Below are 25,995 nucleotides of genomic sequence, written 5' to 3' on the forward strand. Positions count from 1 at the left end.
GGCCGCCGACGCGTGGCTGGGCGCCTTGTGGACTACGCCGTTAAGGTCCCAGCGGTTGGTGTCACCGAACCGGGGCGGAGTCGCGCCGGGCAACAGTGGGTGCGACTGGATGACCGCCTCGTCGTCGCGGTAGAAGGCGGACGGGCGTACGGCCGGTGAGGCGGTGGTGGTCACGCGTCGAACTCCACGGTGCTGGCCAGGGGAAGGTGCAGGGTGATCGCGTCCTCGGCGATTTGCCGTCGTGCTCGGGCGATCTCGGCAGAGGTGCGGGACTTGAGCACCTCGATCAGGTTCGCGCGGCTCTGGCCCCACAGCGCGTGGAAGTGTTGCGGCGACAGTCGCAGCGCGAGTTTGTCCAGGTGGTCGGCGAACAGCAGCAGTTGCGGCAGGTTCGATGGCAGCACGAAGGCGTTGCGGCACTCCAGGCAGCGCAGCGGCGCAACCGGGCACAGCTGCCCGGGCCGGCCGAACGGCGACGCGAACGGGTCGGTGCAGTCCGTGACGCCCATGTCCAGATGCCCGGCCCGCAGCGCCTCGACGTCGGCCGGGCTCAGCCCGAGCGCCGCCGCGGCCTGAGGGTCGGTCAGCGACTGGGTGGCCTGCTCGTCCAGGACGGTCGGCCCGGCCAGCGCCTTGTCAAGCCAGTGCCGCTGCGCGGCGGTGACCACGTCTCCGGCGATCAGCCGCAGCGTCGTGCCGTGGGCGTAGTGGCCGCGGAACGTCTGCGCGGAATGGTCGTCGGCGATGTCACTGATCCGCCCGCAGAAGGTAATGGCCTTCTCGACCTTGGTGGATTTGCGCAGCCTGCGGATGTCGGCGGCGCCGTCGACCGTCACGTTGTTGATCGCCAACCAGTCGCTGAACCTTTGGCCCTTGTGCCGCGTCGACAGCCCGACCGACAGCGACACGCCAGCCAGCGATGCCCGCAGGAACAGCGGGACCGGTGAGATTCCCATCCGTTCGGCCAGCGGCCGGTTCAGCTCCAGCAGCGACCGGATGATCTCCGCCGCGTCCAGCCGCGTCCCGGACGGATGCAGCAGCCCGGCCTCGGCTGGCTCGCTAAAGAACGCCTGCCGCATCCGGGCGTGCGCGCGGTTCTTGCCGAAGGTGATCGTCACGCCGTGCGGGCTGAACTCGATGTCGTCCTCGGTCAGGCCGGTGATCTCCTCTGGTGCCCTGCCGGTGGCCGCCATCAGCAAGATCTTGTAGGCGTGCAGGTCCATGTTCGTCAGGAACAGCTGACCCACCAGGTGGCGCAGCACGTCCCGCCGGTCCCGCAAGAACCTCCCCATTGCCGAGTCCTGCTGCGGCGGCATGCCGGACGGGTCCGGCAGAAGGCTGACGATCTCGTTGCAGCTGCGGACGTTGTGCGCGATGGCCCACAGCACATTTTCTGGTTGAGTCCAGCCGCCGGCCTCAGGGTCCGTGCCGGTGGCGGCCAAGGCCCGCCCGGCACGGATCCTCGTCTCGGTCGCCCGCCGGGCCGCCTGCGCGGCTCGGACCAGTTTCTGCTTATCGGCGCGGCTGAACTCATCCAGCTCGGTGCTGCCGCCGCGCCGGACCCCGAGTGCGCCGGCGATCCAGCCGTACAGGTGCCCGGCGACCGGCCGGTCCGGGTGCTCGGCGCGCCGGGCGATCAGGGCACGGACCCGCCCGGCATGCCAGCCCGGCGTTCGTGACCCTGGCGCATGCCGGGACGGCAAAATTCGGATCCACTCGGTGACCGCGTGATGCAGGTCCGGCGAGCTCCGTGCCAGCGACGCCGAACCGGAGCCCGAGACCGTGGCATCGACGTGCGTCAGGAAGTCCTTCATCGCGGTCAGATACGAGCGGCCCGCGGTCTCACGCAGCCGTCCGGCCTGCACGAGGTCCACCCACTCGTCGGCCAGTTCCGCGGCAAGCCGCGCACACGCGAACGCGGCCGGATCGAATGACAGCACCGCCGTGGCCGAGCGCAGAGCCGCCTGGCCGGTCGCGGGCGCCGTCACCCGCCTCACCCCAATCCTGGAGACAGACGGCTCCGCGGCGCGGGCTGGAGGGAATCCGGAGCGGTGCTCACCCCTGCGCGGCATCGCCGTCCCCGAGACTCATCGTCGTCCGGGCGATGTCGACGTAGGACGCCCCGCCGGCGGCGGTCCAGGCCCGGAATGCCTTATCGACGTCCCGCATCGGGTCCTTGAGGTACCGGATGTAGCGGTAGGTCGTCGCCGGACTCGCGTGGCCGAGCCGCCGCTGTACTTCCAACAACGGGTTGCCGCTCATGTGGTCCAGCAGCGTCGACATGGGTAGCTGCTGCGCCCGGCCGTCACCCAGCGCTAGCCGGGTCAAGTAGATCAGCAGCCGCAGCGCGAACGTATGACGCAGATCGTGATACACCCAGCACCGGCGCGGCAGCTGCGGCCCCACCCCACCGGTTACCGCGGCCTTCATCCGCTCCCACGCCGTCCACCGAACCCGGTCCCACCCCGAGGCCGTGAGCATCCGCCCACCGGCGCCGATGAACACCGCCAGCGGATCGAGACCGTCCCCGGTCTCCCACACCGCGATCCGCCGCAGCCGCGGATCCATGCCCCGGATCGACCTGGTGACAGTACGGCTCTCAAGCACGCCGCAGACCTTCGCGCCGTCCGCCTCCAGCCGAGTGACGACGAACAGGTCTCGGTGGTCGCGCCGCAGCGTGCCCTGCGCCTTCGCGACGATCTCGGGCCGCTCCAACAGCAGGTAAGGGTCCAGCAGTTCCATCGCGTCGCTTGGCACATAGACCGAGCGGTGGTGCCCGCCCTTCGCGCACGCGCCGAGTTCAACGTCGGCGGTGCGCGGCCGTCGGCCATCGAGCAGCCCAAGCTCGGGCAGCAGCAGTGTCGACCACTCCTGGATCCGCATCCCGGTCAGCAGGGCCAGCTCGCAGGTCGCGCGGTTGCGATGCGGTCTCCAGCCCCGGAAGCCCTGGTCGAGACCGCCGTCGGGCGCCAGCCCGCCAAATCCGACGTCGCGGCAGTACAGGTACTGCTCAAGCTCCATGTGCCGCACCCGCAGATCCCGGCGGGTCCCGCTGGCCAGGGTCCGCTGCCGCCGGGTCGTCGCTCGCCATGGCCGGCGCTCAACGACGCCCTGCCGCAGCAGGAAGCCGTAGAGGGAGCCGATCGCTGCCGCGTCGCGATCCCAGGCCGCCTCACCGACCGTCTGCTCGGCCTCATCGAGCCGCCACCGCCGGAAGTCCTGGACGTCAGACTCGGAAGCCGACGCCAGGTCGAGCCCTCGGGCCTGCAGGAACCGCAGCAGCATCACCGCCGTATACGCGTACCCGCGCATCGTCCTTGGGCTACGCCGGTTCAGCGCCAGCGCCCGGAACCAGCTGCACAGCGGCTCCACCGGCCACATCGACTCAGACAGCAGCACCGGCGTACCCGGTGCCGGCGCGAACCTCGCGAGCACATCGGACGTTTCCGATGCATTCAGCCCTTGGACACCACCAGCCTTACGGACCGTCCGCACGTCTGCGAAGAACAGGTGCATTACAGCTCCGGGGGCAGTCAACAACTACGTCAACCACTCAACGGCGCCAGCGTCCGACAGTCGCGGCGGATAGCCTGATGAGATTCACTGGATGACTACGCCAGCTGACTACAGCGTGTCACTACAAGATCGCGTCCACGGTACCGGTGTACGACTTGCGCGTGATAGGCGTGTTGCGTAGATGAGAGCCGGCCATCGCGTCGATCCTTCAAGACGACCAAAGTGGAGAAGAAGCTGGTCCTGGCGCCCGAGGCGGCGCCAGGACCACCGCCGATGGTGAGCTAGTTTTCGATGCCGCTCCGAGACCGTCGATCGGAAGGCCTGCGGCGGCTAGCGAGCGCGATGGTGAGGTTCGTGAGGGCGGCAGCGAAGGCGAGAAGGTCGCTGGTGGCCTGGATGACGTCGAGCCACTGCTGCATGCGGAACTCCTTGCGTGGTGGGGGCCAGCCGGCCCTGGCGGACGAGTCCCAGTGCAGCGGTGGTGCGAGCCCTCCGGCGATGGCGTCGGAGGATCCCGGAGGTGGCACCGCCGGCCACGAACGGATGATCTGTGGCCATAGCGGTGAGCGACCGGCTACTACTCTGTCCGTCGGAGGCCGGTGCCAGTTGTCGGACGGTAAGCGGATGGGCGGGGGCTAGAGTGGATCGATCAAGCTCCGTGCCAGGAGTTGATCCGTCCCGGGTAAACACTCTGGTCGAGCTGGCCGCTTGCCTGGATGGGCTCCGCCGCCGCCGGGACCTGTCGTACGAGGCTATGGAGCGGGAGTCGAGAAGGCTGCGGTCGCGTCCAGGTGAATCGCCTCGGGAGATCCTGGGCAAGAGCACCGTGGGAGAGATCGTTAATGGCAAACGACTACCCAGTAAGGACAAGCTGCTGACCTACCTGGCAGTCTGCCGAGTCGCGTCGGCTGACTTCGTCCAGTGGCTCGCGGCTTGGGAGCGTGCGCGCACCGCCGATCTCGCTCAACCCGCCGGTTCGATGCGGGTACGGGAAGCGTTGCCCCGGCGGCTCGGTGTTCACGCTGCGATCCGGACCGAGGGCGCTCCCGGCGAGCTACCGATGTACATCCCTCGCGATATCGACCCCCAGTTAAGAGCGGCGTTGGCTGAGGGCGTCCAACAGGGCTGTTTCGTTCTGCTGGTGGGCGGAGCATCGGTAGGAAAGACGCGGACCCTCTATGAAGCCGTCCGGAATACCTTTCCAGAGTGGTGGCTGGTCCACCCAGCCGACTCCGAGGAGATTCGGACCCTTGCTGCGGCGCCCACCGCCCGTACTGTGGTCTGGTTGGATGAACTGCAGAGGTACCTTGCCCGCGACACTGGCCTAGCCGCCGGTACGGCACGCGCCCTGCTTCGGGCCGGGACGGTGCTGGTCGGCACTATGTGGCCCGATGAGTACGCCACCCGCATCGCCCCGCGCCGGCCTGGGGATGACGACCACCACGCTTCCGGCCGGGAACTTCTTGATCTTGCTCATGTCATTGACGTCTCACCTGCGTTCAGCGGCGTGGAGCGCCGGCGGGCGCACAAGTTGGCCGGCAAGGATGCGCGTATCTGGGAAGCTCTTGACAATACTGACGCCGGGGTGACCCAGGTGTTGGCTGCGGGACCAGAACTGCTTCGCAGGTGGGAACAAGCCACTAATCCCTACGGCCAGGCTGTTATCACAGCCGCAGTCGATGCGCGGTGCCTCGGCGTCGGCGCTCCGCTGACGCGTGAGCTTCTCGCAGATGCTGTCCCGGGTATCTGACCTCCGCCCAGCGGGCCGCCGCCGCGAATGATTGGCTTGATCACGCCCTGGACTACGCCACCACGCTTCTTCGTGGTGCCGCGTCCGCCCTCAGGCCGGTCGACGACGGCACCATGGGAGGAATCAGCGGATACATTGCGGCCGACTACCTGCTCCACCGTAGTCGCCGCACCCGACGCACCCTTTGCCCACCCGCCTCTGCATGGCAGGCCCTGGTGGACCACATCGATGACCACGATGCGCTGGAACAGCTAGAGGCCAACGCCGACGCCCGGATGCTGTACCGCTACAGCCGGCCCATCCTTAAGCGGCTGGCCGACGCCGGCAACCGTGGTGCCGAGATCCAGGTACGAATAGATCAAGGCGACCTCGAAGGCGCGATCGCTGAGGCGCGGGAATGGGACCTCGAAGGCGACCCGGACGCCTCTGATTTCCTGATCTGGGCCCTACAAAACCGGGGACATATCGACGCCGCAGCCTCCGAACTGCGGACCCGAAACCACTGGGGCTCCAGGCTCGAAATCGTTGCCCTGCTATCGAACAACGACAGACTTGACGAGCTGAAGGCGCTGGCAGAGGCAGGCGACGACTACGCGGCCCGAAGACTCGCCTTCCAGCTCGCACGACGCGGCCGCCCCGAAGAAGCCCTTGCCCTGGTACGCCCCCAGGCCGATGCCACCCCACCCAACGAATGGGCCGCTGCCTGGGTCGTCGAATGCCTCGCACTGCTCGGCCGTCTAGACGAACTCCAAACACGAGCGGACGCTGGGGATGAGTATGCCGAGCTTCGACTGCTCGCCCGGCAAGGCCACCTAGATGAGCTTCGCGCGCGCGTTGCCGCCGGCGAGGCGCACGAGGGAATTATCCTTACGGCGCTGCTCGACCTCGGCCACGTTGACGACGCAGTAGCCGAGCTGCGGCGGCACATTGAGGAAGACTACGACAACGGCGGAGACATCGATCCTGCCGAGCAACTCGCCGAACTACTGGCCACACACGGCCTCCTCGATGAACTCAAGGCAGAGCTTCGCGCGGGCAATCCCTGTGCCGGCAAGTGGTTAGCTAACCTGCTGACCGACCATGGGCGAGTCGAACAGGCAGACCAGCTGCGACGCTTCGGCCTCAACCCCGACGGCACGATAGCCAGCCCCGACTCCCGCGATACGCGCATTCGTGCCAGTCTGCCCATGTGACTGCTGCTCGTCTTCCTGCGCGGCAGTGATACTGGGTCAGTGCGACGATCATGGGTTCATATTGGCCGGCTGTGGACCAACGGCGAACCTTTCCTGGCGATCGACGCCGTGCGTCGCAGCGGATGGTGCGGTTACAGCAACGACGACTTCGAACGGGTCGTCGACATCACGCCGGAGGACACCACGATCCCCGTGGGCGCTGGAAGAGCGGCTCTCGCCGGCGGTGACGGGGTTGTCCGCGACGACAGCTGGATTGAGGTCTTCCAGTCCGACGACGGCGTCCTCGCCTTCGTACAGGCGTCTGGGCCGGACTATCCGCGTGTGCTCGCTGCAGCACTCGAGCATCCGGATGCCGATGACGACGAGGGTGACGACCTGGCCGGCGGCAGTGGTGAACTGGCGGTCTTCAGCACAGCAGTCGACGGTGTAGGCGAGCACTCCGCCCTGGTGCTGGCCAGCACGGCCAGGGCCGGTGCCGATCGTTCACGGCAGACCGCAGCGAGAGCCTGATCCGGGCATGCTGATCCAGACTGCTGATACCAGGCTGTATCGGTTCAAGATCCGGTGGTACACCGAGTTGGACGACGAAAGCTGCTTCGCGCGCTGGCTCCTTATCCCTGTTGAAGGCGATCGCTGAGGGCATGCAGGCCCATTCGCTCCGCCGCAGCTGAGTATGCCGCTGGCATCATAGAGACGTGAGAATCGGGTTCAAGGCGTGCGCCGCGGTGTTGCTGGTCGTCGTTGGGGCGGTCGGCGGGGGATGGTTCCTGCTCGGTGAGGGACTCGACCGGGCGGAAAAGTGGATCTCGATCGTCGGGGTGTGCGTCTCCACGGCCTTGAGCGGCGGCGGATTGCTCCTTGGCTGGTTGACGTGGCGCCAGACCCGGGCGGTCAGCCGCGCCGCCCCGGCGGTGACCGCGCCGGGGATCGGCGCCGTGGGCATCGGGGGACGCAGCAGCGGCGAGATCCGGACCGACGTCTCGGGTGTGGCGGAATCGACGTCTCCAGTGCCCGGCGGGGCCGCTGGCATCCATGCGGGCGGCACGGGTTCGGTTGCTGTCGGCGGTGACAGCACCGCGCCGATCAGCACCCGAGTCACTGGGCCGGACGCCCAACGGCGACAGTGATCTTCTGGCAACGCGGGCAGGTCGCTCCCGGCGCGCCGGATGTCGTCCGCGTGGAGGCGTCTGGCCCCGGAGCGGTCGCGGTCGGCGGCGACAACAACGGAACCATCAACACCACGGTGATCGTGTCGGGCAGCGGTCGTTCCAGCATCTGGCTCGAGACGGACCGGTTCTTCGGCCTGCACAGCGGCACCGGCCTGTACTCGCACGACTGGGCGTTGGTCGGCCGCGGACCGGAGCTGCATGGCCTGGTCGAGTGGCTCAGCGGGTACGGGCCGAGCGTCGCCGTTCTCAGTGGTCGAGGTGGGATCGGGAAGTCGCGTCTGCTGCGTGCCTTCGCCGATCTTGCGGCGAGGGAGCGCGGCTACCTGGTGCGCTTTGTCGATCGGTCGGTCTCCGTGCAGCCAGAGGACGTTGAGGTCCTGCCGTCCGCGGACCGCCTCCTGGTAATCGTGGACGATGCCCACGAGTCGCCGGGCGTTGCCACCACGGTCGTCGGCATCCGGCGGGTGCGACCGACGGCGAGGATACTGCTCGCGACGCGGCCCTACGGGGTGGATCACCTGCTGCGGGAACTGCGCGGCGCCGGACTGCATCGGACCGATGTGCCGCATTGGCGGCTGGAGGATCTGTCCTTCGCAGAGGCGACCGATCTCGCCGGCACGGTGCTTGGGGCGGGGCACGACGAGGACGTGGCGCGCAGGCTCGCCGTAATCGGCCGCGACTGCCCGTTGATCATCGTGGTGGGTGGGGGCCTTATCCGCCAGGGCCGGCTGGACCCCGACCGGGTGACCAACGATGACTTGCTGCGGGACGAGGTGATGGCGGCCTTCACGAAGGCGCTCACCGCGGATACGGCGGTCGCCGACCCCGGCCTGCGGCGCGAGGTGTTGCATGCGGTTGCGGCCCTGCAACCCTTTCGGCTGAACGTGCCGGAATTTCGGGGGGCAGCCGAGGCGCTGACCGGCAGGGCGTTCGATCAGATCCTGCTGCAGTTGCATGAGTTGGAGAACGCTGGAGTCCTTCTGCGCCGGGAGAACGCGGTGCGGGTCGTGCCGGACCTGCTGGGTGACACCCTTCTCGCTGACGCCATCGTCGACATCCGCTCCGGGGCCGGCACGGGGTACCTTGAGCGCATCCTGCGGGTGGTCGACGGCGAGGCACTTCTTCATCTGGTGTTCAACGCCACTCGGGTGGACTGGAATGTCCGCCACACGGCGCCGGAGCCGCGGCCCTCGCTGGTGGACGAGCTGTGGGACGCTCTGGTCGCGCGCTTCGACCGGGCGGATCTCGACGACAGACTAGCCCTGCTCCGGCGGCTGCGACGGGTGGTCTTCTATCAGCCAGCCGCGTTGCTGAGGATTAGCCAGCTCGCGTACGAGAGCTGTAGGGCACCGGACGGCGATCCGCAGTGCCGGGACCGGATCAGGGCCGCACTGCCGCCCGTGCTCGAGAAGGCGGCGCTGGATCCGGAAACCTTCTCCGCTTCAGTCGATCTGCTTTGGGAGCTGGCTGGGCAGGACGGGCGAACAGACCGGCGGCAGACAGATCATCCGATCCAGGTCCTGCGAGACCTGGCCGAGTTCAAGCGGTGGAAGCCGCTGGCGTTCAACACCCGCATGGTCGACGCCGCGAGGCGGTGGATCGCGGTGAGCCGGGGCAGCAACCCCCGGGTTTCGCCGCTGGAGATTCTCGAGCCACTGCTGGCGACTGAGATCGAGGAAAAGGAGTCCGATGGGACCCAGGTGACCCTGAAACAGTTCCAGCTAGACCCCGGGGCGGTGTCGGCGTTACGACGGGAGGTCGTCGAGCTCGTCCTGGACGAACTGTGGTCGCCGGACCGCTGGGAAGCCGTTCGCGCCGCAGAGACCCTGCGGAAGGCTCTGGAGTACCCCCACGGGTACTACGGATACACCGTTCCTGTGGAGCAGCGGGACGAGTGGACACCCGACTTCCTGAAAACGCTCGGCCGGCTCCGCGACCGGGTCGCCACCCGGCCGATCGAGCCCGTTGTCGCGCTTGCGGTCCGGAGGAGCCTCAGGTGGCACACTCGTCATGCGCCCGGCGCGACTAGGGCAGCAGCAAGGGCGGTCCTGGACGCGCTCCCGGACTTCATTGAATACGAGCTCGCAGTGGCGCTGCACGATGGTTGGGGTGACCTGTTGGAGGAGGTGAACGACTTCCACGAGGCGCAGCGGGTGCTGGCGGAAAAGCTGGACTCTCTCGCTTGCCGGGCCCTGGCGAAGTGGTCGGAGAGCGCGTTGCTCGGCGAAATCGCCGGTGGCCTGCTGGCCGAGCAGGAAGCCGCGTTGACCGGCCGGCAGCCGAACCCTGAGCCGTTCGCCCACGCCCTGATGCGGAACCGCCCCTCGCTCGCGCAGGCTCTCATGGCGTCGGTGATTCGCGAACCGGAAAACCCGGTAGCAGGCCTGCTTCCGGTCGCCGTGCAGGACCTCCTGCTGAGCGACGCCGACGCTGGATGGGAAGCGGTGAGCAGGCTGCTGCACCGCGATCACCTCACGCTGACACGGCTGACCGCGAACGGTCTGAGCCGCTACCGCGGCCACCAAGGGCCAGTGGACGTCCGGGAGCAGTCGACACTCCGTCGGCTGCTACGCCACGAGGACGAGACAACCCGACGCCTCGCGCTGCAGGCGGTGCGGTGGATCGGCGAGTACGACCGGGCCAGCGCCGCCAAACTGGTCCTGTCGGTCACCTTCGAGCACTCGCCGCCCGTGGCCGAGGAGGTGCTCTCCGCCTTCGGCGAGCACGGCTATCTGTCATACGACGATGTCGGTGCTGCGGACCGTGAACGGCTCCTCGCCGGGATAGCCGAACTCGCCAGGATCGAGGAGTACGAGGTCCAGGACTTCCTGGCCGGCCTCTCGGCCGTGCACCCGGAGGCGGTTATGCAGCTACTGAAGCGCCGGGCGAAGCCGGGCGCGGAACCGCAGGCCGACGGGTATCGTGCCTTGCCGGTCGAATGGCAGGAGAGCCTCCGGTTCCGCGGTATGGCGCGCTTCCGCGAGTTCCTGTGGGACGCCCTGGAATGGGTCGCCGAGAACATCGACGACACCAGCATCGATGACTGTGGGGCGCTCTTCGCAGCGGTAGCGGTGACGTTCGACGACGACGTCCGGGAGACGCTGGACAGAGCCCTGAAAGCCAACTCGGTGCAGCACATCAGGGCGGTTGGCATCGTGCTGGAGCACGCACACCGCACATTCGTCTGGGAGCACTCGGACTTCGTCGTCCGAGTCCTTCGCGCTGCGGAAGAGCACGGTGAACAGTGCCGACGAGACGTCCACCGTGGCCTTCGCCGCTCCGTGCTTAGCGGCGGATGGGGAGGCCCGGTCGGTGAACCATTCCCCGAAGATGTTGAGCAGCGCGACCGGAGCCGGGCCGTTGCGGCGACACTGCCCGACGGCTCGCCAGAGCGGGCGTTCTATGACGAGTTGGTCGAAACGGCGGAGGCAGCCATCCGTTCGGAGGTCGACCACGAGCGCCGCTTCCTGGAGCACCGTGACTGGTGAGGAGCCGTCGCGTCCGTCGGGAGGCGCCACATATGTCCGCGATCTCCGGGGTCGTCGGCCGCCGTGGCATGCCGCATCACCGACCGTAACGCCCACCGGCCATGAAGCAACGCCGAACCCGGTCAGTCCACGTTGCCAAGCCGAAGACCGGGTCTGGCTATGTGTACAGCCACATGTCCGCTGCAGGAGAGTGAAGATCCTGGCCGCAGAGGGCGACGTCTGGGCCCACCGCAAAGGCCTCTGACTGCTCTACACAACAGCCAGGAGGCTCCACGTATTCGCCCTGCGGCGTCCGCTGCGAGCACCGAAACCGCATCTGTGTCCGTCGCCGGAACTTCTTGGTGTGTGGCAGTCGGTCGCTCTGCTCTCCGTTACCGAAGATCATGCGCTCCCGGCCCTGCTCCACGGCGTCGCGCACGACGCCTACGAGCTTGCCGGTCGCCTCACGTATGACGGCTTTCTCGCCGAGGACGTCGTTACCGAGGGCAACCACGCGGTGCGGGCTGATCGGCCAGACGATGTAAGGTGCGGCCACGAGGCTTGGGCGCACGTTGCGTCTGAACGGGAGCAGCACCGGAGCATCGCATGTCATGAATCGGCCGTTGGGATCGTGCCATACCTCGATTTGTCGAGTCGTAAGCACATCGGCGGCCTCCCACATGGCCGAGAACAACAACTTGGTATGGATGCCCGCCGCTAGGTGAGGGTTCTCGAGGTCGTTCATCGCCTTGAAGTCGCGTGGATTCTGTGCGACGAGCCACGCATTGTGCTGCTGTCGAAGTCGGCGCTGTTGCAGGGTGCGCATGCGCTGGACGGCCATGGTGACTCCGAGACCGATCAGATCATCGAACTCCAGGTTGTCCGGGTCTTCGAGCTGGTTGAACAAGGTCTGTACTCGCCGAAGCTCGCCGTCCACGACGCCGAAGAGCAGCTCTACTCGGTTGTGGGCGGCGCCGTCTGGCCCGATGACTCGGTAGAAGTTTTCCTCGACGCAGACGTTGGCCAGGCCGAGTAGCTTCACCGCTCCTGTGACTGTGTCGAGAGCCCACACCCGCTTGCCATCTATTGACCACTGCCGAAGGTACGCTTTTGGGACGTAGTGGTGTCGGCGGCTGACTGGGTCCACAGCCGTCTGCAAGCTTAGCAGTTTGTCCATGTAGTCACGTGCACGTCCGTGCAGTGCCTGGCCACCCACAGTTAGGGGCACCTGCCCCCACGGGTTCCGGACTCGCTTGACGACCTTCCAATCTCCGAGGCCGAGAGACGCCGAGTCGATTGCCACGTCGCCAGGGTAGCCAGTTGCGCTGCAGAGACGCCACATTGGTGACCCGGTAGAAGCTTGGAGCAGCGAGTGGTTGCCTGCGGTAACCGGCTCGACACGCTGCTCCATACTGGGCGCGGTTTTGCGGGTCTGCCTGGCAGGTGCAGTTGTGCGCCGACAAGGGCCCCAAGCACCATGGGCTGGGGCTGTTGGCCGTGTCGAGGTGGTCAGTTGACCTGCTGTGCGAGCAGATCGCGGGCGCGTCGCCGGATAGGTTGCAGGCGATGATCAAAACGTTCGCGCAGGCGGCGATGCCCGCTGAAGCCGACGCGATCTGCGGCGCCGGTTACGGGCAGCGCAGCGACGAGCGGGTGAACTCCCGCAACGGTTACCGGCCGAGGGAGTGGGACACCCGCGCCGGCACGATCGACTTGGCGATCACGAAACTGCGGCAGGGCAGCCACTTCCCGGACTGGCTGTTGACGCACCGGCGGCGGGCCGAGCAGACCCTGGTGTCAGTCGTGGCCACCTCTTACCTCGTCGGTGTCTCGACTCGGCGGCTGGAGAACCTCACTTCGGCCCTCGGAATTGCGCATAGATTGGTCCTAGCATCCGGTCGCCGCCCGCGAATCTCTGCCGCGCCTCGTCAGTCAGAGCTAGCTGGCTGGAAAGTAACCGGCGCAGGGTGTCGTGGAGGCCAACGATGCTTCGTTCTACGATTCTGAAGTCGGTATACGCGGCCTTACCGCGGTGCGAGAGGTTACTTCGGACCCGGTACCAGGCATCGAATGATCTCCGGCCGGGAGCACGCTGTCGCCGCCCCGGGTCTCGGCTGTCGCTGACCTCGATCGATGGCGGCTTCGCCGTCTCGACGGCCTCAACGGCGGCACGATCGCCTCGAAGTCCGCGTAACCGTTCGCCCGGGTCAATAGTCGGGCCGAAGACGAGGGTCGTGTACCTTTCGAGCACTGTGCACAGCGTGAGGTACGTGCCCTGGATCGGGAGAAACGCGTCCCAGAAGCCTTCCATGTCGGCGGGCATGGGCCTGACGCTCTCGAAGTGGCGTTTGGCGATAGCGAAGATGCCGTCCAGTCCACCACGGAACAAGGGATCATCGGCAGATGACCATTGCTGCTCGTGTGGCTGCGGGTTCCCCTTGCTTGGACCACGACCGACGTACACCCAGGCATCGACCTCATCCCCCGTCTCGGTCCTTGCCCTCACCCCCCGCTCGATGTACAGGGCATCGTCCTCGTACGCCCGAACCTTGTGCCGGAGGACGTCTGCGCCCTCGATCGTTGACGCGCTGAGCAGGTCGCCTCGGACGCAGCCACCGCGGACCTCGGTGATGAACGGAAGCCCGTCGCGCACGTAGAGGCCAAAGCCCGTGACCTCCGCACGATCAATCCGCGACACCAAAGGCGCTACCTGCCGGTGGGCCAGTTCGCCACGGCGAAGACTGCCGTAGACGAAGATCGCTTTGGGGGTGTCGGACACGAGTCGTAGTTTGCCACGGCCGAAGGATCGGTCATGACGGGTGTGCCCCCGCACATCAATTTGCCGCCGGCACTCGCTCCGCTTGCGCTGCTTCTGCCGTACGTTCGCGTGCTGGATGGCGCCAGGTCTTTGACTCGCTGATGCCGTGCGTGGCAACCCTACGCCGGACAGCACCACCGGGCCTCCCCTAACCAGGGATGCAACAACGTGCCGCGATTAGCGCGCTACAGAGCGTCATACCAAGTTGGGCCGCTCGGCTCCCGAACATGCTGATGAGCGCGCACATGGCAGGGAGAGCGACACCTCCCCGCCCGGCTCATTACAAGCTGATCAGGCCCGGTAGGTCTCGGGAACCCCGTCTCCGCGGCGGCAATGCGCTTACGCCCGTGGCTCGAAGAAGAGCGGTCGGAAAACGACGCCTCCTCGGGAACGGCGTGAAGGCGCCGACGCCAACCGACGCTCAGGTAGGGAGCCGCGGTGCCGGGCAGTTGCTAGTGTCTCTCGCGTGAAGTCGCTGCTTGAGGACGTTGTCGAGTTCTACCTAGAGCCGACCGACTTCAACGGCCTGCCGTTGCGCGATGCCACCAAGGAGGTTCTTGACGAGGCCGCTGAGCTGGTCACCGCCGGCTTGATCGAGGTGATCAGCGACGTCGATTCGATGAACCCTCACATTCGCCGGTGGTCGAGTCGCCGCACTCGGGAGGAGCAGCTTCTCGACATTGCCGAGTCCGGCGACACGGGGAGGGTGGTGTGCCTCTACCCGACGGCGGCCGCGCTCGCCGATCGCCTACCGGCCGACCTCTACCGGGATCAGCCCTACCGGCGCAGGCAGGCCGAAGGCGGCGGCCGCCTGGAAGTCGCCTACTTCCGGTTCGATGTCCTAGAGCCCTACCGCAACGACCCGCGCTACCACTTCGACCTAACCGACTTTGGCGTACGAAGCTCGGTCACCGACGACACGTATGAGGACGCCGAGGAGCACGAGGAGGACAAGACCTCGATCTCGCACGTCGGCTTCGCCTACGACCTGTCGAAGTTTGACCCCGAGGACGCGAATGCCCCGATCATCCGGCGGGCGTGCGCCTTCCTCTGCGACCTTGGGGATCTGACGCCGACGCACCAGCAGAGGTGGCGCACCTACGAGGTGTCGAAGGTTGATGGCCTGGAGCCGCATCCTGTGTGGTGGAACGCGCAGGCGCACGGTGCATGGCCGGACGGTCTGGGCCCATTCGAGCGCCTGCTGTTCGAGCTGCGGACGTGGAATGGGTTCCACAACAGCATATTCGGCGTCGATCTGGTGCGGACGACCGAGCGTCCCCGCGAGTTCGGCTGGATCCTGCGCCCGTCGCAGCAGGAGTACGACGCCTTCATCCACCTACTCGACAAGCTGCTCTCAGAGAACCTGCGGCACGAGGCCCTCGACAGCGCCGGCATCCCGAAGCAGGACAAGAACGGGCAGAACCTTGGCACGCTGTCGCGCCTCGACCGCCTCCTGGAGAACAACGCCGTCACGCGGGCCAATCGACGCGAGATTCTCAAACCAATCAGAGACGTGCGATCCGCCCGGCAAGGGCCAGCGCACACGCTGCGGTCGAACGTCACCGACAAGACGTTCGTCAGGAAGCAGGTTGAGCTGCTCAAAGAAGTGACGGCGAGCTTGGTCGCCCTGCGAGGCCACTGGCAGAGCCATCCAAACAACGCGGGATGGTCGGAGCCCAGTTACACCGCCAAGCACTACTGGTTGTAGGTTGCAAGCGTGCGGCGTCCGCGCCGAGGAAGACGCAGGGTTCCGAGTTCGGTCGCCGGTGTGGCGTAGCGCGGCCGGTGTGAGCGCCGCTCGCGTCCGGGGTCGATTGCCCCAGCTCGCTCGGTGCCCACCGCTGGACGCGTTCGGCGGCGAGACCACCGCGGAAGTGGAAGTCCGGGCCGCAGCGGTGCGACGCTCGTCGTCGAGGCCCTGCAGCGCGAAGAGGAGAGCGGCGTCGATTACGAGGTGACCTGCCGGCCGGCCACCGCCAATGAGGACACGCCTCACCAGGAGTCGTACCGCACCACCGCCGGGCGGCGTGCGGAAGATCGCCAAGATCGTGCCGGATCTGGCGGCCCCACCGAGCTGACCGCTCCCGGCGGGAGGTGCATCGCTGCGCCTCACCGGCGCAGCACCTCGGCGGCCGCGGCGAGCACCGCGGCCGCCGTTCCGATTCCCACCGCCCAGGCCGGGCTGTGCGCGGCAGCCAGTCCCGCCCCGCTGGCCACACCGGCAGCCGCTGCCAGTCTCCGCCACCCCCGCGGCGACCGCTTACGCCTCGACACGTTCTCCCTACTCACGCCTTTGTCCTCCCGACGTCGCGCCGCTCCGGTCGAGCGGCGACGCCCCCAGGAGACCAGGCGAGCAGCGGAGGATTCTGGCCGAGCTCACGGGGCTCCAATGTGCTCGCTGGAACCGCCACCAGCCGGGTACGGTCGGGCGATGCCGCGCAAGACCACCAGCCCCGCAGACGAGGACCTGCTGGCGGCTGCCCGAACCCGGGGCGTCGTCGTCACTGGCACCCAGCTTGAGCGTTGGCGCGGCTCCGGGCTGCTGCCGCGCAACATGACCCGCTCGCTCGGCCGTGGCCGCGGCAGCACGTCGACCGCTCCCGCCGGCGCGCTGGACCTGGTGATGTGGCTGGGCCGGTATGCCGGGCCCGGTCGGCGCCCGCACGACCTCGCCCTGCACGCCTTCGGCGACGGGCTCGCCGTGCCCGAGAGCACGGCGCGTGCGGCATGGCGCGCCGCCGTCGAACGGGTCGTGCTGCCAGGCGAACATGACGGGCCCGGGCCACCCGCCGACTCCGGTGACCGCTCCGACTGGGCATGGGGCGTGGCCGAGCGCGCGGCCGCCGACGCCCACTCGGTCGTGCTGCCGCGGCGGATGCGCCGCATCGACGAGCGGATCACCGCGGCGGGCGTGTCGTGGGCGCCACCCGAGCTTGCGCAGTTCGACCGGGGCCCCAGCAGCGACGAACCGGTCACCGCCAAGGAGTTCGCCACGTTCACCGTGGCGGCCGTGCTCGCTGGCGCTCCCGAGCTGTCCGGCCCGGCGATGGCTCCGCATGTGCGCGCCCTGCTGCCGGCCGGCGCGGTCAGCCCGATCGCATCGTGGCTGGAGTACCCGGACGGGCCAGGCCGCGACCCGGCGGAGATCAACGACGGGGCTGGGACCAGCTTGCTGCCGGTTGGCGACGTCCGCGAGGACCTGTTGCGCATCATCGACCGGGCGACGACGGAGCAACTGCGGGCCGCTTGGCGCGCTGCGGCTGACATGCGCGACTGGGCGCTGGCCCAGTGCAGCGCCGTCGAAGCCGAACTGGACAGCGGCGACCTTGGCGATGCGACGCTGACCTGGATGATGGGCGCCGTTCTCGGCCTGCCGCGACTGCTCGTCCGTGATGTGCTGCGCGATCGCCGCCCATCCATCGGCACCCGGGTCAGCACCGCGGTCATGCTGCTGCTCATCGGCGACGGTTTGCACCGGCTACGCGAGTTGGTGCCCGACGGGCAGTTCGAGCTGTTGCCCCAGATCCTGCCGCCCTTCCTACATGCGCTCGCCGGCGTGCCGACCCCCGCCACGCCATCGTGACCACCCCGGCCTGCCTCACCGCGGCCCGAACCGAGATCTATCAGCGCCGGGGCGTGACGTGGGCGCCGTCGAGGAGTCGATGGACCAGAGACAGCAGCGAGAACAGGTCCGCGACAATCTATCTGTCGGATACTGAACGCGAAAGTCTGTTCGCCGTGGGTAGCCTTCCGGAGCGGATCTTCCTAGACTGCGGGCGTGGCTGACGTCGAGGTCCCACCCCCTACAAGCCGTGAGCAGGACGCCGTTCGAGTTCTGCTGATCATCGCCGCTGCCGCCCAGCCGATGCCACAGAGCCCGTTGCCAGACCCGACGCTCGCCGAGGCGGTAGCGGTCCTAGAGACCCAGGTGAAACTCCAGAAGATCGACTTTTGGGTGCGGAATCCGGACTTTCTTGCAGCGACGCTGCTGAAGGACTACGAGACCAGCCGCGAGCCTTATCTGCTGCAGCTGGCGGAGGAGATCCTGACGTCCGAGGAGCCAGAGGTGCGCCGGTGCCCCATGATTCGGTACCTGTTCGGGGCGTACGAGCAACTCGACGATGCGCTGGCTGTGTTGCGCAGCGCCGGTCTCATCATCCGTCGGAAACGCGGAACGCCCGGCCACGTCCAGCAGCACGACTACTTTCTCACCGCGCGCGGCCGGCAGGCCGTCGACACGATCCTCAGCACCGAACCTGTCTTCGCCTACTACGTCGACCGAGTGAACCTGGTAGCCGCGCTCACCGAGGGATACGGCGGCACGCAGCTGAAAGCCCGCCAGTACCTGCACGAAGAGTATCGGGACACGCCGATCGGGGATCGGATCGGCAGTATCGCGGCACAGACCAGGGCAAGGCTGGCGGAGTTGAGGGCCGAACTGGCTGAAACGGTGGAGCGGTGATGGACAACGACGACGAATCGCGTGACCTTCCGGACCGCATCGCGCTGGAGGCGGAAGTTGGCCGTCACCGGGTGCTGGAGGTATTCCAAGAGTTCGGGTTACCCCTGGCAAGCTCAACGGCACTCCCGCGCCCGCTGTCGGTGAGCCGTCTGCGCATCGCTGGCGACCGCACGGTCGAACCCAGGGGCCCTTTCGACACCACCTTGCGCTTCGGGAGTGGCCTGACCGCACTCGTTGCCCACAACCTGAAGGGCAAGACCAGTATCCTCGAGCTGATCACCTGGTGCTTGCGGGGCAGACACCGCGACGATCTCCAGGGCGTCGTCAAGTCGTGGATCTCGCAGCTGGACTGCGACGCTCTCGTGGCAGGTCGCCCCCTCGGTTTACGGCTCAGCATGGACCACGGCGACATCGTTGACGGTCGAATCCTGTCGGCGCCCACCCTCGATGCGTTACAGGGCGTCCGGGAGGCCCGCCCCGACCTGGGGGTGACAGAGGTTGTTGCCGTCCAGGACGCAGCGGCGTACGGGGACGCAGTAGCAGCGCTGATGCTGGACCTGCTGAATCTGGGACGTCTCGAGAACGCATCGACACAGGCTGCGAGCGGCCGGGTAACACATGGGTGGCCCACCTACTTCGGCGCGCTCTACCTTCCCGTCGGCGGCGACCGGGCGCTGCTTGGAGACGTCGTGATGGGGGGACTTGCGGGCCGACTCCTTCAAGTTTTCCTCGACCTACCAAGCGTCGCGCTCTTGAGCCAAGTCAAGGCCATCCGCGACGCCCGCGTTGCCAGCGCGAAGGCCGAATCTGCCGACGACGCGCGACTGCGGGCTCGGCAAGCTCAACAGTACGGCGATGCGCTTCGGCAACTTTCGGAAGCCCGTGAACGGCTTCGCGAACTCACCGTCGAAGCGGAACCCATCGAGCCGGTCTCTTCACTGGCCGCTAGAGTCGCGCGGCTCGGATCCCAACTATTAGAGGCCGAGAGCCGGCTCAGAGCCGCCCGGCAGACACATGACCTGCTCCGGGCCCAACGCCAGAGTGACGAGAAGTCGTTGAACGACCTGCGGGAAAGCGCGGTCGCTCGTGCCCTGTTCCATGCGCTCGACCCGGTCGCCTGCCCTCGATGCGAGGCACCAGTGACGAGCGCTCGCCGGGCGGCAGAGAGCAAGGCGCACACTTGCGCCGTGTGTGCGACTGCCGTGGCGGTCGTCGACGACGAAGGCCGGGAGCAGATCGAGCAAGAGGCGCAGGATCGCCTGAAGGCAAGCCAGCAGGCCGAGCAGGCGGCAGCAACGGAGATGGCCGCGGCATCTGACAACGCCCAAGTGCTGCGTCAGCATCTGACATCGACCGAACAGCGGCTCCGGCTTGCCGAACAAGCATCGCAGGCCGGCGAGCGCGCAGAGTTGATGGCCTTGATCGCACGCTTGGAGGGCATGCTCACCGTCCTCGTGCCCCCAGACGACATCACGGTTGGCCTGGTCGACGATGTGCAGCGTGTGCTCGGTGCCGCAGTCAAGGTTCTAGAGACCGACGGAAGCCGAGCGAGTGAAGGCCTGTTCGACGCACTCAATAAGGAGATCGTCGAAGCGGCTCGACGGTTCGGCATGACTGACCTGGACCGGGTCAAGATTGACAGAGCGGCCCGCCTCCAGGTCTTCAAGGTCGGCGGGCCTCGTGAGTGGTTCAGCAACCAGAGCAACGGCGAACGGCTGCGGCTGCGGATCGCGGTCGTGGTGGCTTTGCTGCGGGTTGGGACGCAGTTCGGCCTCGCCACGCACCCCGGCCTGCTTCTCGTCGACAGCCCCAAGGCTGAGGAGGTTCAGGATGTCGACGCGAACGCCCTCTTTACCGAACTGGAGCAGGCCGCCGCCGATCTACCAGGCCTACAGGTCATCCTCACGACCGCCGACGAGCCGCTTACACGCAGCGTCCTGACCCGGTCCAACATCATTGCGCCAGCGGTGCCAGGAGGGCCATTGTGGTAGCCAGCGGCTGACGTTCGATGACAACGAGGGCTTCCCCGGCACCAGGAGGTGGAGGTGAACGCGCTAGACACACTCCTAGCGGACGCTGCTGCGCAGGACAGCGCCCCACCCCTTACCGAGTTGTTGGGCAACCTCCCCGTCGATGAACAGACGATTGCTATACGCGACAGTGCAGCCGGTCCACTGGGTCACCTGACCTGCCGGGCCACCGTCCACGCGCTCGAGATCGGCACTCCTCCCGGCAGCGAAATCATCGACGCCTTGCTCGTGGGCCTCACCAGCCAACGCAGTCTGCTGACTCTGAATGACGCAGTCGACGCGCTGCTCGACAGCGGGCCATTCGTGCAGCAGTTTGGTCAACGACTGTGCGATGCGCTCCTCCGCGGGCACACCATCGCGCTCGACCAGCAGCCGCTCCTCGCCGCCGGCCACCTTGAAGGCGCCCTTCGCCTTGCCATCGTTAACGCAGCCCGGCCCGTCCGCGTACTCAGTGCGCTCGAACTCGACGACGTCACGCGGGTCGACCCTGAATACGCCGAGCGTCTTCCCCGGCTCATCGGCGCCGCACTCGACCGATGGGGAGCTGACGAGAATCTCGCACCGCCATTGCGCCAAGACCTCGACAGCCTCCGTGAAGTTCCGGATGCCGCAGCAGACGCTACGTTCGAGTACGGGCTGGATCTGCTGCGCCGCGCGGCGAACCAACAAGCAGCAAGTGCCCTCGCGCTGCTTCTCGAAGCACGGGAGCAGATGGCGACCGCCGTCGCCGCCGAGGAAGACCGTGACGATGCGGCGCTCTACGGCGCCGGCCTCGACGCCATCATGGCGTTCTCCCGAGCCGACCGCGACCTGCTAGTCGCCTCCCGCGACTCGGTGTCATCCCTGTTAGACAAGCGGGAGGCGTGGCTCCGGGGTCTCCATACCCCCGCATGGCGACGGCCTCGACGCGAGGCGGAGCGAGCATGGGCCAGGTTGGTCCTCATTCTCGACAACGCCGCCGAGCACATCGCCGCTCCCGCTTGGCTGAACGTCTGGGAAGCACTCGCAGCCGTGCTCGACGCGTACGAACTCGACCGCGAAGTCATCCCGGTTCCGGGCATGTCCAACGCGCCAGGACTCGAAGCTGTCGTCCGCCCGATGGTCGAACAGGGCATCGTGCGGGAGCAGTCGCTGCTAGCAGGCCTGAGGCATGCTGCTGAGGTAGCGGCCTCGGCAGACGATCCACCCATCGACGCCGCCCAGTTGCAAATTCTGCTGACTCATGTCGATGTCCTGACAGAACGGCCGATCGAACGACGGCACGCTCGCGAGCCCGGCACCGCATCGGAGGACGAATCACCGGCGCTCCTCCGATTAGTTGAGAGGGCGCCATCGCTGGTGGCCCGGCTTGGTCTAGAGAAGGCCATGCGTGCGGCTCAGGGGATGACGGACGATGCCCTCGACCTTATGGAAGGCGTTGCATACCGCGAAACCTTTGACGCTGCTGCCGGACCTCAGGTAGACCTGATCCGGCGGAAACTAGAGGCCGACCTAGCCAAATGCCCCGATTACGCTGGCCGAGTCCGCCAGTACTTCGATCTGCTCACCTGGGAACTGGCCACTTTCCTCGCCGCACGCCACGACGTGCAGTTGACGGGCAAGCTCGCGTACCTAAAGCCCTTCCCGGCCGGAAAAGCCCCACACGAGGAGAAGCTGCAGGTTGACTACTTCGACTGGCTGCAACGCGGCAAACTCGTCGGACGCGTGCAGTTTGAGGTGTCGCACGTGGCGACCGGCCGCGTCGACATCCAGGCCGGCTTCGGCACTGTCCGCTTCTACATCGAGATCAAGCGCGAACTTCACGATGCCAGCAACGCTGCGCTGGAAAAGTCCTACCTGACCCAAGCCGCAGACTACGCCGGAACGAACCCGGCACTCGGGCAACTCGTGGTGCTCGACCTTACCGACCACAGCGACGGCGTGCGGCACCTCCGCGAGAGCGCGTGGGTCGCAACGCACCGCCCGACCGACAGCAGCATCGACCGCTACGTCGTGGTCGGTGTGGTGATCGGTAACCGCGATACCCCGCGCTCTTACTCGGACTGACCAGCCGCGATCAATACGAGGGTGTTTGGGGCTCAGGACGACCGAGCACGCATACGACCTTGCCAAGGATCACCGCCTCTTCCCCCGGGATGACCGGGTAGAGCGGGTTGCGGGGCAGCAACTCGACCTTCCCATCGCGGCTGCGGTAGACCTTGACGGTGGCCTCGTCATCGATCAGCGCGGCAATGATGTCGCCGTTCTCAGCGGACACCTGCTGCCGTACAACGATGACATCTCCATCGGCAATGCCCGCCTCGATCATTGAATCCCCGCGGACGTGCAACGCAAACAACGTGCCTCGGCCGACCAGCTCGGACGGCAAGGTCAGGATCTCCTCGACATGCTCCTCTGCGAGGATCGGGACCCCGGCGGCGATGGCCCCGACGAGCGGGACTCGGACACCGGGGCACAAGTCCAGACCGGGCGCGGTGGCGCTGGCCGATGGCCGCGCGTCGACGGCGCGCGGCCCATGGGCAGCGCGCCGCACAAGGCCAAGCCGCTGGAGCACCTTCAGATGATGTGTCACCGATGACGGGGAGCCGAGTCCGACGGCAGCACCAATTTCACGCACCGTCGGCGGATAACCGTGGCGCTCGACCCACTCGCGGATCACTTCCAAGATCCGCTGCTGTCGAGGGCTCAACCTGGGTGAACTGGGCGCCGCATCCGAGGACGTCATTCCCGGACGATACCTCAGTCTTAGATCATATGTGCTAATGCTGGTCGGGTTTGTTATGTGTCCCGAGCAATTGGTCGTAGGCCCTCGGCTCGGGCCGCTCGGATCAGGCGGCACCCCTTGAGCAAGAGCGGGACCAAGCCTCACCACCGCGAGGCGCCTTGAAACCTTGCCGCTCGAACGCAGGGGTCTTTCGCGACGTCCCGTTGTCCGACTACCTAGAGGCCGTCGACAGAAGCGGACACCGCATCGATCTCGCAGAGCTGCCGGTAGCAAATCAGCGTGGTCTCGACCAAGCCGTGTGGGTTGGCTGGTCAGGTTGACTGCGCGGCGACGTCTCGCCACTGAGACACCTCAAAGTCTCTGGAGAACCGTCCCACTTCGGCTCGTATGCCAGGTCCGATGCCTCAGGGACAGCGTCGACGGCCTTCGCCAGCATCGGCGTGAGCGGCGGACGCAGCCCCTCGGTGGTGGCACCGGCACGCCGACGGGCTGGAGTCATCTTATGACCGACCCACGACATCGAAACCGAATTTCGCTCACCCCCTCTCACATGGTTGAAGGGCGCACAGGGGTGGCGCTGGAAGATGCCGAACGCTCGATGGCGGTAGCGGAACGAGAAGCAGCACGAGAAGCAGCACGAGGTCCGCCGGATGCGCCCAGCTTGTGCTCGCACACCAGCGAAGCGCTTCGAAGTTTCGTAGCTGCTTCCTCACCCCTTCACAAACACGCCCTTCGATGGCCATGATCGTCAGAGACGGTTACCGTCCACCCACTGCCGAGGAGGCCCTATGCGGGTAACCCGAGTCTCAGCCCGTTTCCCACGCGTCACGCGTCACGCCGCCGCAGTCGTCCTCGCCGCGCTTGCGAGCGCCGGACTGGTCGCCGTCAGCGCGCAGCCCGCCTCGGCCACGCCTCCCGGCATCCCGTCAAAAGCGACGGCCCAGTCGCAGCTCAACGCCCTGACCGTGGCAACGCAGGGCTCGACCAGCGGCTACTCCCGTGACCTGTTCCCCCACTGGATCACGATCAGCGGTAGCTGCAACACCCGCGAGCAGGTCCTCAAGCGCGACGGCACCTCCGTCGTCGTCGATAGTTCCTGTGCGGCCACCTCGGGCCGCTGGTACAGCCCCTACGACGGGGCGACCTGGACGGCGGCCTCCGACGTCGACATCGACCACGTCGTTCCCCTGGCAGAGGCGTGGCGCTCGGGGGCCAGCTCGTGGACGACCAGCCGTCGGCAGAGCTTCGCCAACGACCTCACCCGCCCCCAGTTGATCGCGGTGACGGACAACGTCAACCAGGCCAAGGGTGATCAGGACCCCTCAACGTGGCAGCCGCCGCTGTCGTCGTACCGGTGTACCTACAGCAAAATGTGGATCACCGTGAAATACAGCTGGGGTCTGACCCTGCAGTCCTCGGAGAAGTCCGCACTGCAGACCATGCTCAGCACCTGCAGCTCCTAGCGCTTGTTCCCGGCTTGCGGTTCGTCTCCCGCAGGGGACGGCGAGTCGCAAGCCGGGCCTAGGTCTGCGGTGGCTGTCTGTCGCTGGACTGCTGGCGCCACTGGCCGCCGCTGTCCGCGCGCAGGAGGCGCTTGACCATGGCGAGGGCCTCGTCTTCGTCGTCGAACTCGAACCGAAGCACCCGGCCGCTTTCCCCGTCACCGGCTCGGGCGGTGATTTTCCATCGGACCTCGCGGATGAGCCACACATCTCGCCGGCCCAGGCGTCCCCAGATCCCGTTCCACCAGCGCCCCACCACGTCCTCCACCGGTGCATAGTACAAACGTTCGAATCAGGGTTGACGGTAGGTGCGGGACCGCGCCAGCACCGCCGGCTCATCCTGTGGTGCGAGGCGGTCCTGCGGTTTCAGTGGCTCTCCGCTGAAGCCCTTGACGACCCCTCCCCGCGTCAGTAGCGGACCCTCAGCGCCCTCCGCGCGGGTTCGTCGCGGATGCGTTCTCGAGTGATGACCAAACCAACCAAGGTTGACGCCGAGGTGGCGTACATGCGGCAGGTCACCGCGTTAGCCAGGGACCATATCGCTGCCGACCCTTAGGAGGTCGCGCTGGAGCTCCACGGGGCGTCCGCGCACGCGTCGGCGAGGTGGGGTGATCCAACTTCGTGTGGCTCATCTGGGGCGAACTCACCGACCGGATGGAGCTCGAGCCTGACGAGAGTGAGCGGAGATGGTGCGGGCGGCACGGGGGTGGTTAGCGCTGGACCTTGCCGACCGCGAGGCGGTGGCTAGGTATCTGCACTACTGGGTGCATGACGTGTGCGGCTATGCCGGACGGGCCGGCTCGGGCGTTGCCTGACGTGCGAGGGCCTAGTTGTGGGGGAGTGGCCCGTCGTACTGGAAGGTTGGCGGGTCGTCGTCGCCGTCGCAGCGAAGGTAGCGGTGGTGCGCCGGTGGGCTGGGTTGGTCGCGGGTGCCGAGGTAGGCGCCGGTCTGCGGCAGGATGATGGCCTGCGGGAGGGACCCGTCCTCGTTGACCTCGACCGGTGTGATTCGGCCGTCGGCGGGTCCGCCGAGCAACCACACGTCGACGGCGGGCATCAGCGATTGCCCATCAGCGTGGCGGCAGCTGTCAGCAGCGCGGCGATGGCCGCGACGAGAGTCGCCACCGCACCCACGAGAGCGGTGACACCGACGAGTTGATTCGGTGGGACCTGCTGGTCCCTGCGTTGTGATCGGCCGCGTTCACCGCTAGGCATGGCTGCTCTCCTCACCGTTTCGGTGGGGGCGTGGCGTCGCCCCCTTGCCGAGGTACTTCAGCAGGCGTGGTCCAGCCGCTCAACCCTTCACGTCGGCACCTGTGGATAACGCAGCGCCTGTGGATAACAAGATGATCATCGCGATCGT

General features: G+C 67.0%; 20 protein-coding genes and 1 pseudogene. 12 read left to right on the top strand and 9 right to left on the bottom strand.

Annotated elements, in window-relative coordinates:
* Positions 1-170: 170 nt before the first annotated feature.
* The 3 genes from AC3EN4_RS06115 to AC3EN4_RS06125 form a co-directional block, all read right to left on the bottom strand.
* A complete protein-coding gene (locus tag AC3EN4_RS06115) occupies positions 171-1,988 on the bottom strand; it encodes a hypothetical protein (RefSeq protein WP_435204924.1) in 1,818 nt (605 codons plus the stop codon).
* A 67-nt stretch (positions 1,989-2,055) separates the two neighbouring features.
* Positions 2,056-3,516 (bottom strand): tyrosine-type recombinase/integrase, encoded by a 1,461-nt coding sequence (locus tag AC3EN4_RS06120; protein ID WP_435204925.1) that lies wholly within the window; start codon positions 3,514-3,516, stop codon positions 2,056-2,058.
* Between the two features lie 281 nt (positions 3,517-3,797).
* Entirely contained in the window at positions 3,798-3,935 is a 138-nt protein-coding gene (locus tag AC3EN4_RS06125) for a hypothetical protein (RefSeq protein WP_435204926.1), read from the bottom strand.
* 407 nt (positions 3,936-4,342) lie between these two features.
* On the opposite strand from AC3EN4_RS06125, the gene AC3EN4_RS06130 reads away from it, so the two are divergent.
* From AC3EN4_RS06130 to AC3EN4_RS06150, 5 genes are all read left to right on the top strand, one after another.
* Positions 4,343-5,266, top strand: coding sequence for a DEAD/DEAH box helicase family protein (locus AC3EN4_RS06130; RefSeq protein WP_435204927.1), 924 nt, complete (start codon positions 4,343-4,345; stop codon positions 5,264-5,266).
* A 215-nt stretch (positions 5,267-5,481) separates the two neighbouring features.
* Positions 5,482-6,459: a tetratricopeptide repeat protein gene (locus AC3EN4_RS06135; RefSeq protein ID WP_435204928.1), complete on the top strand. Its 978-nt coding sequence runs from the start codon at positions 5,482-5,484 to the stop codon at positions 6,457-6,459.
* 39 nt (positions 6,460-6,498) lie between these two features.
* Positions 6,499-6,969, top strand: a complete 471-nt coding sequence (locus AC3EN4_RS06140) for a hypothetical protein (protein ID WP_435204929.1) — start codon at positions 6,499-6,501, stop codon at positions 6,967-6,969.
* 215 nt (positions 6,970-7,184) lie between these two features.
* Complete coding sequence (locus AC3EN4_RS06145; protein ID WP_435204930.1) at positions 7,185-7,586, top strand: hypothetical protein; 402 nt, start codon at positions 7,185-7,187, stop codon at positions 7,584-7,586.
* Positions 7,583-11,116 (top strand): hypothetical protein, encoded by a 3,534-nt coding sequence (locus AC3EN4_RS06150; RefSeq protein WP_435204931.1) that lies wholly within the window; start codon positions 7,583-7,585, stop codon positions 11,114-11,116. The genes AC3EN4_RS06145 and AC3EN4_RS06150 overlap by 4 nt, the downstream gene beginning before the upstream one ends.
* Before the next feature lie 157 nt (positions 11,117-11,273).
* Here the strand turns inward: AC3EN4_RS06150 and AC3EN4_RS06155 are convergent, their stop codons facing one another.
* A complete protein-coding gene (locus AC3EN4_RS06155; protein WP_435204932.1) occupies positions 11,274-12,398 on the bottom strand; it encodes a DUF4238 domain-containing protein in 1,125 nt (374 codons plus the stop codon).
* Positions 12,399-12,583: 185 nt separating this feature from the next.
* Here AC3EN4_RS06155 and AC3EN4_RS06160 point away from each other — a divergent pair.
* Positions 12,584-12,967 (top strand): annotated as a pseudogene (locus tag AC3EN4_RS06160) (transposase); the annotation flags it as partial.
* On the opposite strand, the gene AC3EN4_RS06165 reads toward AC3EN4_RS06160, so the two are convergent.
* A complete protein-coding gene (locus AC3EN4_RS06165; RefSeq protein ID WP_435204933.1) occupies positions 12,948-14,051 on the bottom strand; it encodes a gamma-glutamylcyclotransferase family protein in 1,104 nt (367 codons plus the stop codon). The pseudogene AC3EN4_RS06160 and the gene AC3EN4_RS06165 sit on opposite strands and share 20 nt — an antisense overlap.
* A gap of 328 nt (positions 14,052-14,379) precedes the next feature.
* Between AC3EN4_RS06165 and AC3EN4_RS06170 the strand changes: the two genes are divergently transcribed.
* Entirely contained in the window at positions 14,380-15,621 is a 1,242-nt protein-coding gene (locus AC3EN4_RS06170; protein WP_435204934.1) for a hypothetical protein, read from the top strand.
* 401 nt (positions 15,622-16,022) lie between these two features.
* Here AC3EN4_RS06170 and AC3EN4_RS06175 read toward each other — a convergent pair whose 3' ends face one another.
* The gene (locus AC3EN4_RS06175) at positions 16,023-16,202 is read right to left on the bottom strand and encodes a hypothetical protein (RefSeq protein WP_435204935.1); all 180 of its coding nucleotides are present in this window, start codon (positions 16,200-16,202) and stop codon (positions 16,023-16,025) included.
* Between the two features lie 142 nt (positions 16,203-16,344).
* On the opposite strand from AC3EN4_RS06175, the gene AC3EN4_RS06180 reads away from it, so the two are divergent.
* From AC3EN4_RS06180 to AC3EN4_RS06195, 4 genes are all read left to right on the top strand, one after another.
* Positions 16,345-17,496: a hypothetical protein gene (locus AC3EN4_RS06180; RefSeq protein ID WP_435204936.1), complete on the top strand. Its 1,152-nt coding sequence runs from the start codon at positions 16,345-16,347 to the stop codon at positions 17,494-17,496.
* A 195-nt stretch (positions 17,497-17,691) separates the two neighbouring features.
* Complete coding sequence (locus AC3EN4_RS06185) at positions 17,692-18,375, top strand: hypothetical protein (RefSeq protein WP_435204937.1); 684 nt, start codon at positions 17,692-17,694, stop codon at positions 18,373-18,375.
* Complete coding sequence (locus tag AC3EN4_RS06190) at positions 18,375-20,366, top strand: ATP-binding protein (RefSeq protein WP_435204938.1); 1,992 nt, start codon at positions 18,375-18,377, stop codon at positions 20,364-20,366. Before AC3EN4_RS06185 ends, AC3EN4_RS06190 begins: the two co-directional genes overlap by 1 nt.
* Before the next feature lie 54 nt (positions 20,367-20,420).
* On the top strand, positions 20,421-22,451 hold the full coding sequence (locus AC3EN4_RS06195) for a hypothetical protein (protein ID WP_435204939.1): 2,031 nt from the start codon (positions 20,421-20,423) through the stop codon (positions 22,449-22,451).
* A gap of 10 nt (positions 22,452-22,461) precedes the next feature.
* Here the strand turns inward: AC3EN4_RS06195 and lexA are convergent, their stop codons facing one another.
* Positions 22,462-23,130 (bottom strand): transcriptional repressor LexA, encoded by a 669-nt coding sequence (gene lexA / locus AC3EN4_RS06200; RefSeq protein WP_435204940.1) that lies wholly within the window; start codon positions 23,128-23,130, stop codon positions 22,462-22,464.
* A gap of 788 nt (positions 23,131-23,918) precedes the next feature.
* On the opposite strand from lexA, the gene AC3EN4_RS06205 reads away from it, so the two are divergent.
* Positions 23,919-24,593, top strand: a complete 675-nt coding sequence (locus AC3EN4_RS06205) for an HNH endonuclease family protein (RefSeq protein ID WP_435204941.1) — start codon at positions 23,919-23,921, stop codon at positions 24,591-24,593.
* Positions 24,594-24,651: 58 nt separating this feature from the next.
* Here the strand turns inward: AC3EN4_RS06205 and AC3EN4_RS06210 are convergent, their stop codons facing one another.
* The gene (locus AC3EN4_RS06210) at positions 24,652-24,900 is read right to left on the bottom strand and encodes a hypothetical protein (RefSeq protein ID WP_435204942.1); all 249 of its coding nucleotides are present in this window, start codon (positions 24,898-24,900) and stop codon (positions 24,652-24,654) included.
* A gap of 558 nt (positions 24,901-25,458) precedes the next feature.
* The gene (locus AC3EN4_RS06215; RefSeq protein ID WP_435204943.1) at positions 25,459-25,689 is read right to left on the bottom strand and encodes a hypothetical protein; all 231 of its coding nucleotides are present in this window, start codon (positions 25,687-25,689) and stop codon (positions 25,459-25,461) included.
* Positions 25,690-25,995: the final 306 nt, after the last annotated feature.

This window comes from Micromonospora sp. bgisy143, assembly GCF_057708145.1.

Coding starts and splice junctions, on each gene's coding strand:
- AC3EN4_RS06120 (WP_435204925.1), bottom strand. CDS start 3,516: ATGCACCTGTTCTTCGCAGACGTGCGGACGGTCCGTAAGGCTGGTGGT.
- AC3EN4_RS06125 (WP_435204926.1), bottom strand. CDS start 3,935: ATGCAGCAGTGGCTCGACGTCATCCAGGCCACCAGCGACCTTCTCGCC.
- AC3EN4_RS06180 (WP_435204936.1), top strand. CDS start 16,345: ATGCCGCGCAAGACCACCAGCCCCGCAGACGAGGACCTGCTGGCGGCT.
- AC3EN4_RS06190 (WP_435204938.1), top strand. CDS start 18,375: ATGGACAACGACGACGAATCGCGTGACCTTCCGGACCGCATCGCGCTG.
- lexA (WP_435204940.1), bottom strand. CDS start 23,130: ATGACGTCCTCGGATGCGGCGCCCAGTTCACCCAGGTTGAGCCCTCGA.
- AC3EN4_RS06205 (WP_435204941.1), top strand. CDS start 23,919: ATGCGGGTAACCCGAGTCTCAGCCCGTTTCCCACGCGTCACGCGTCAC.
- AC3EN4_RS06215 (WP_435204943.1), bottom strand. CDS start 25,689: ATGCCCGCCGTCGACGTGTGGTTGCTCGGCGGACCCGCCGACGGCCGA.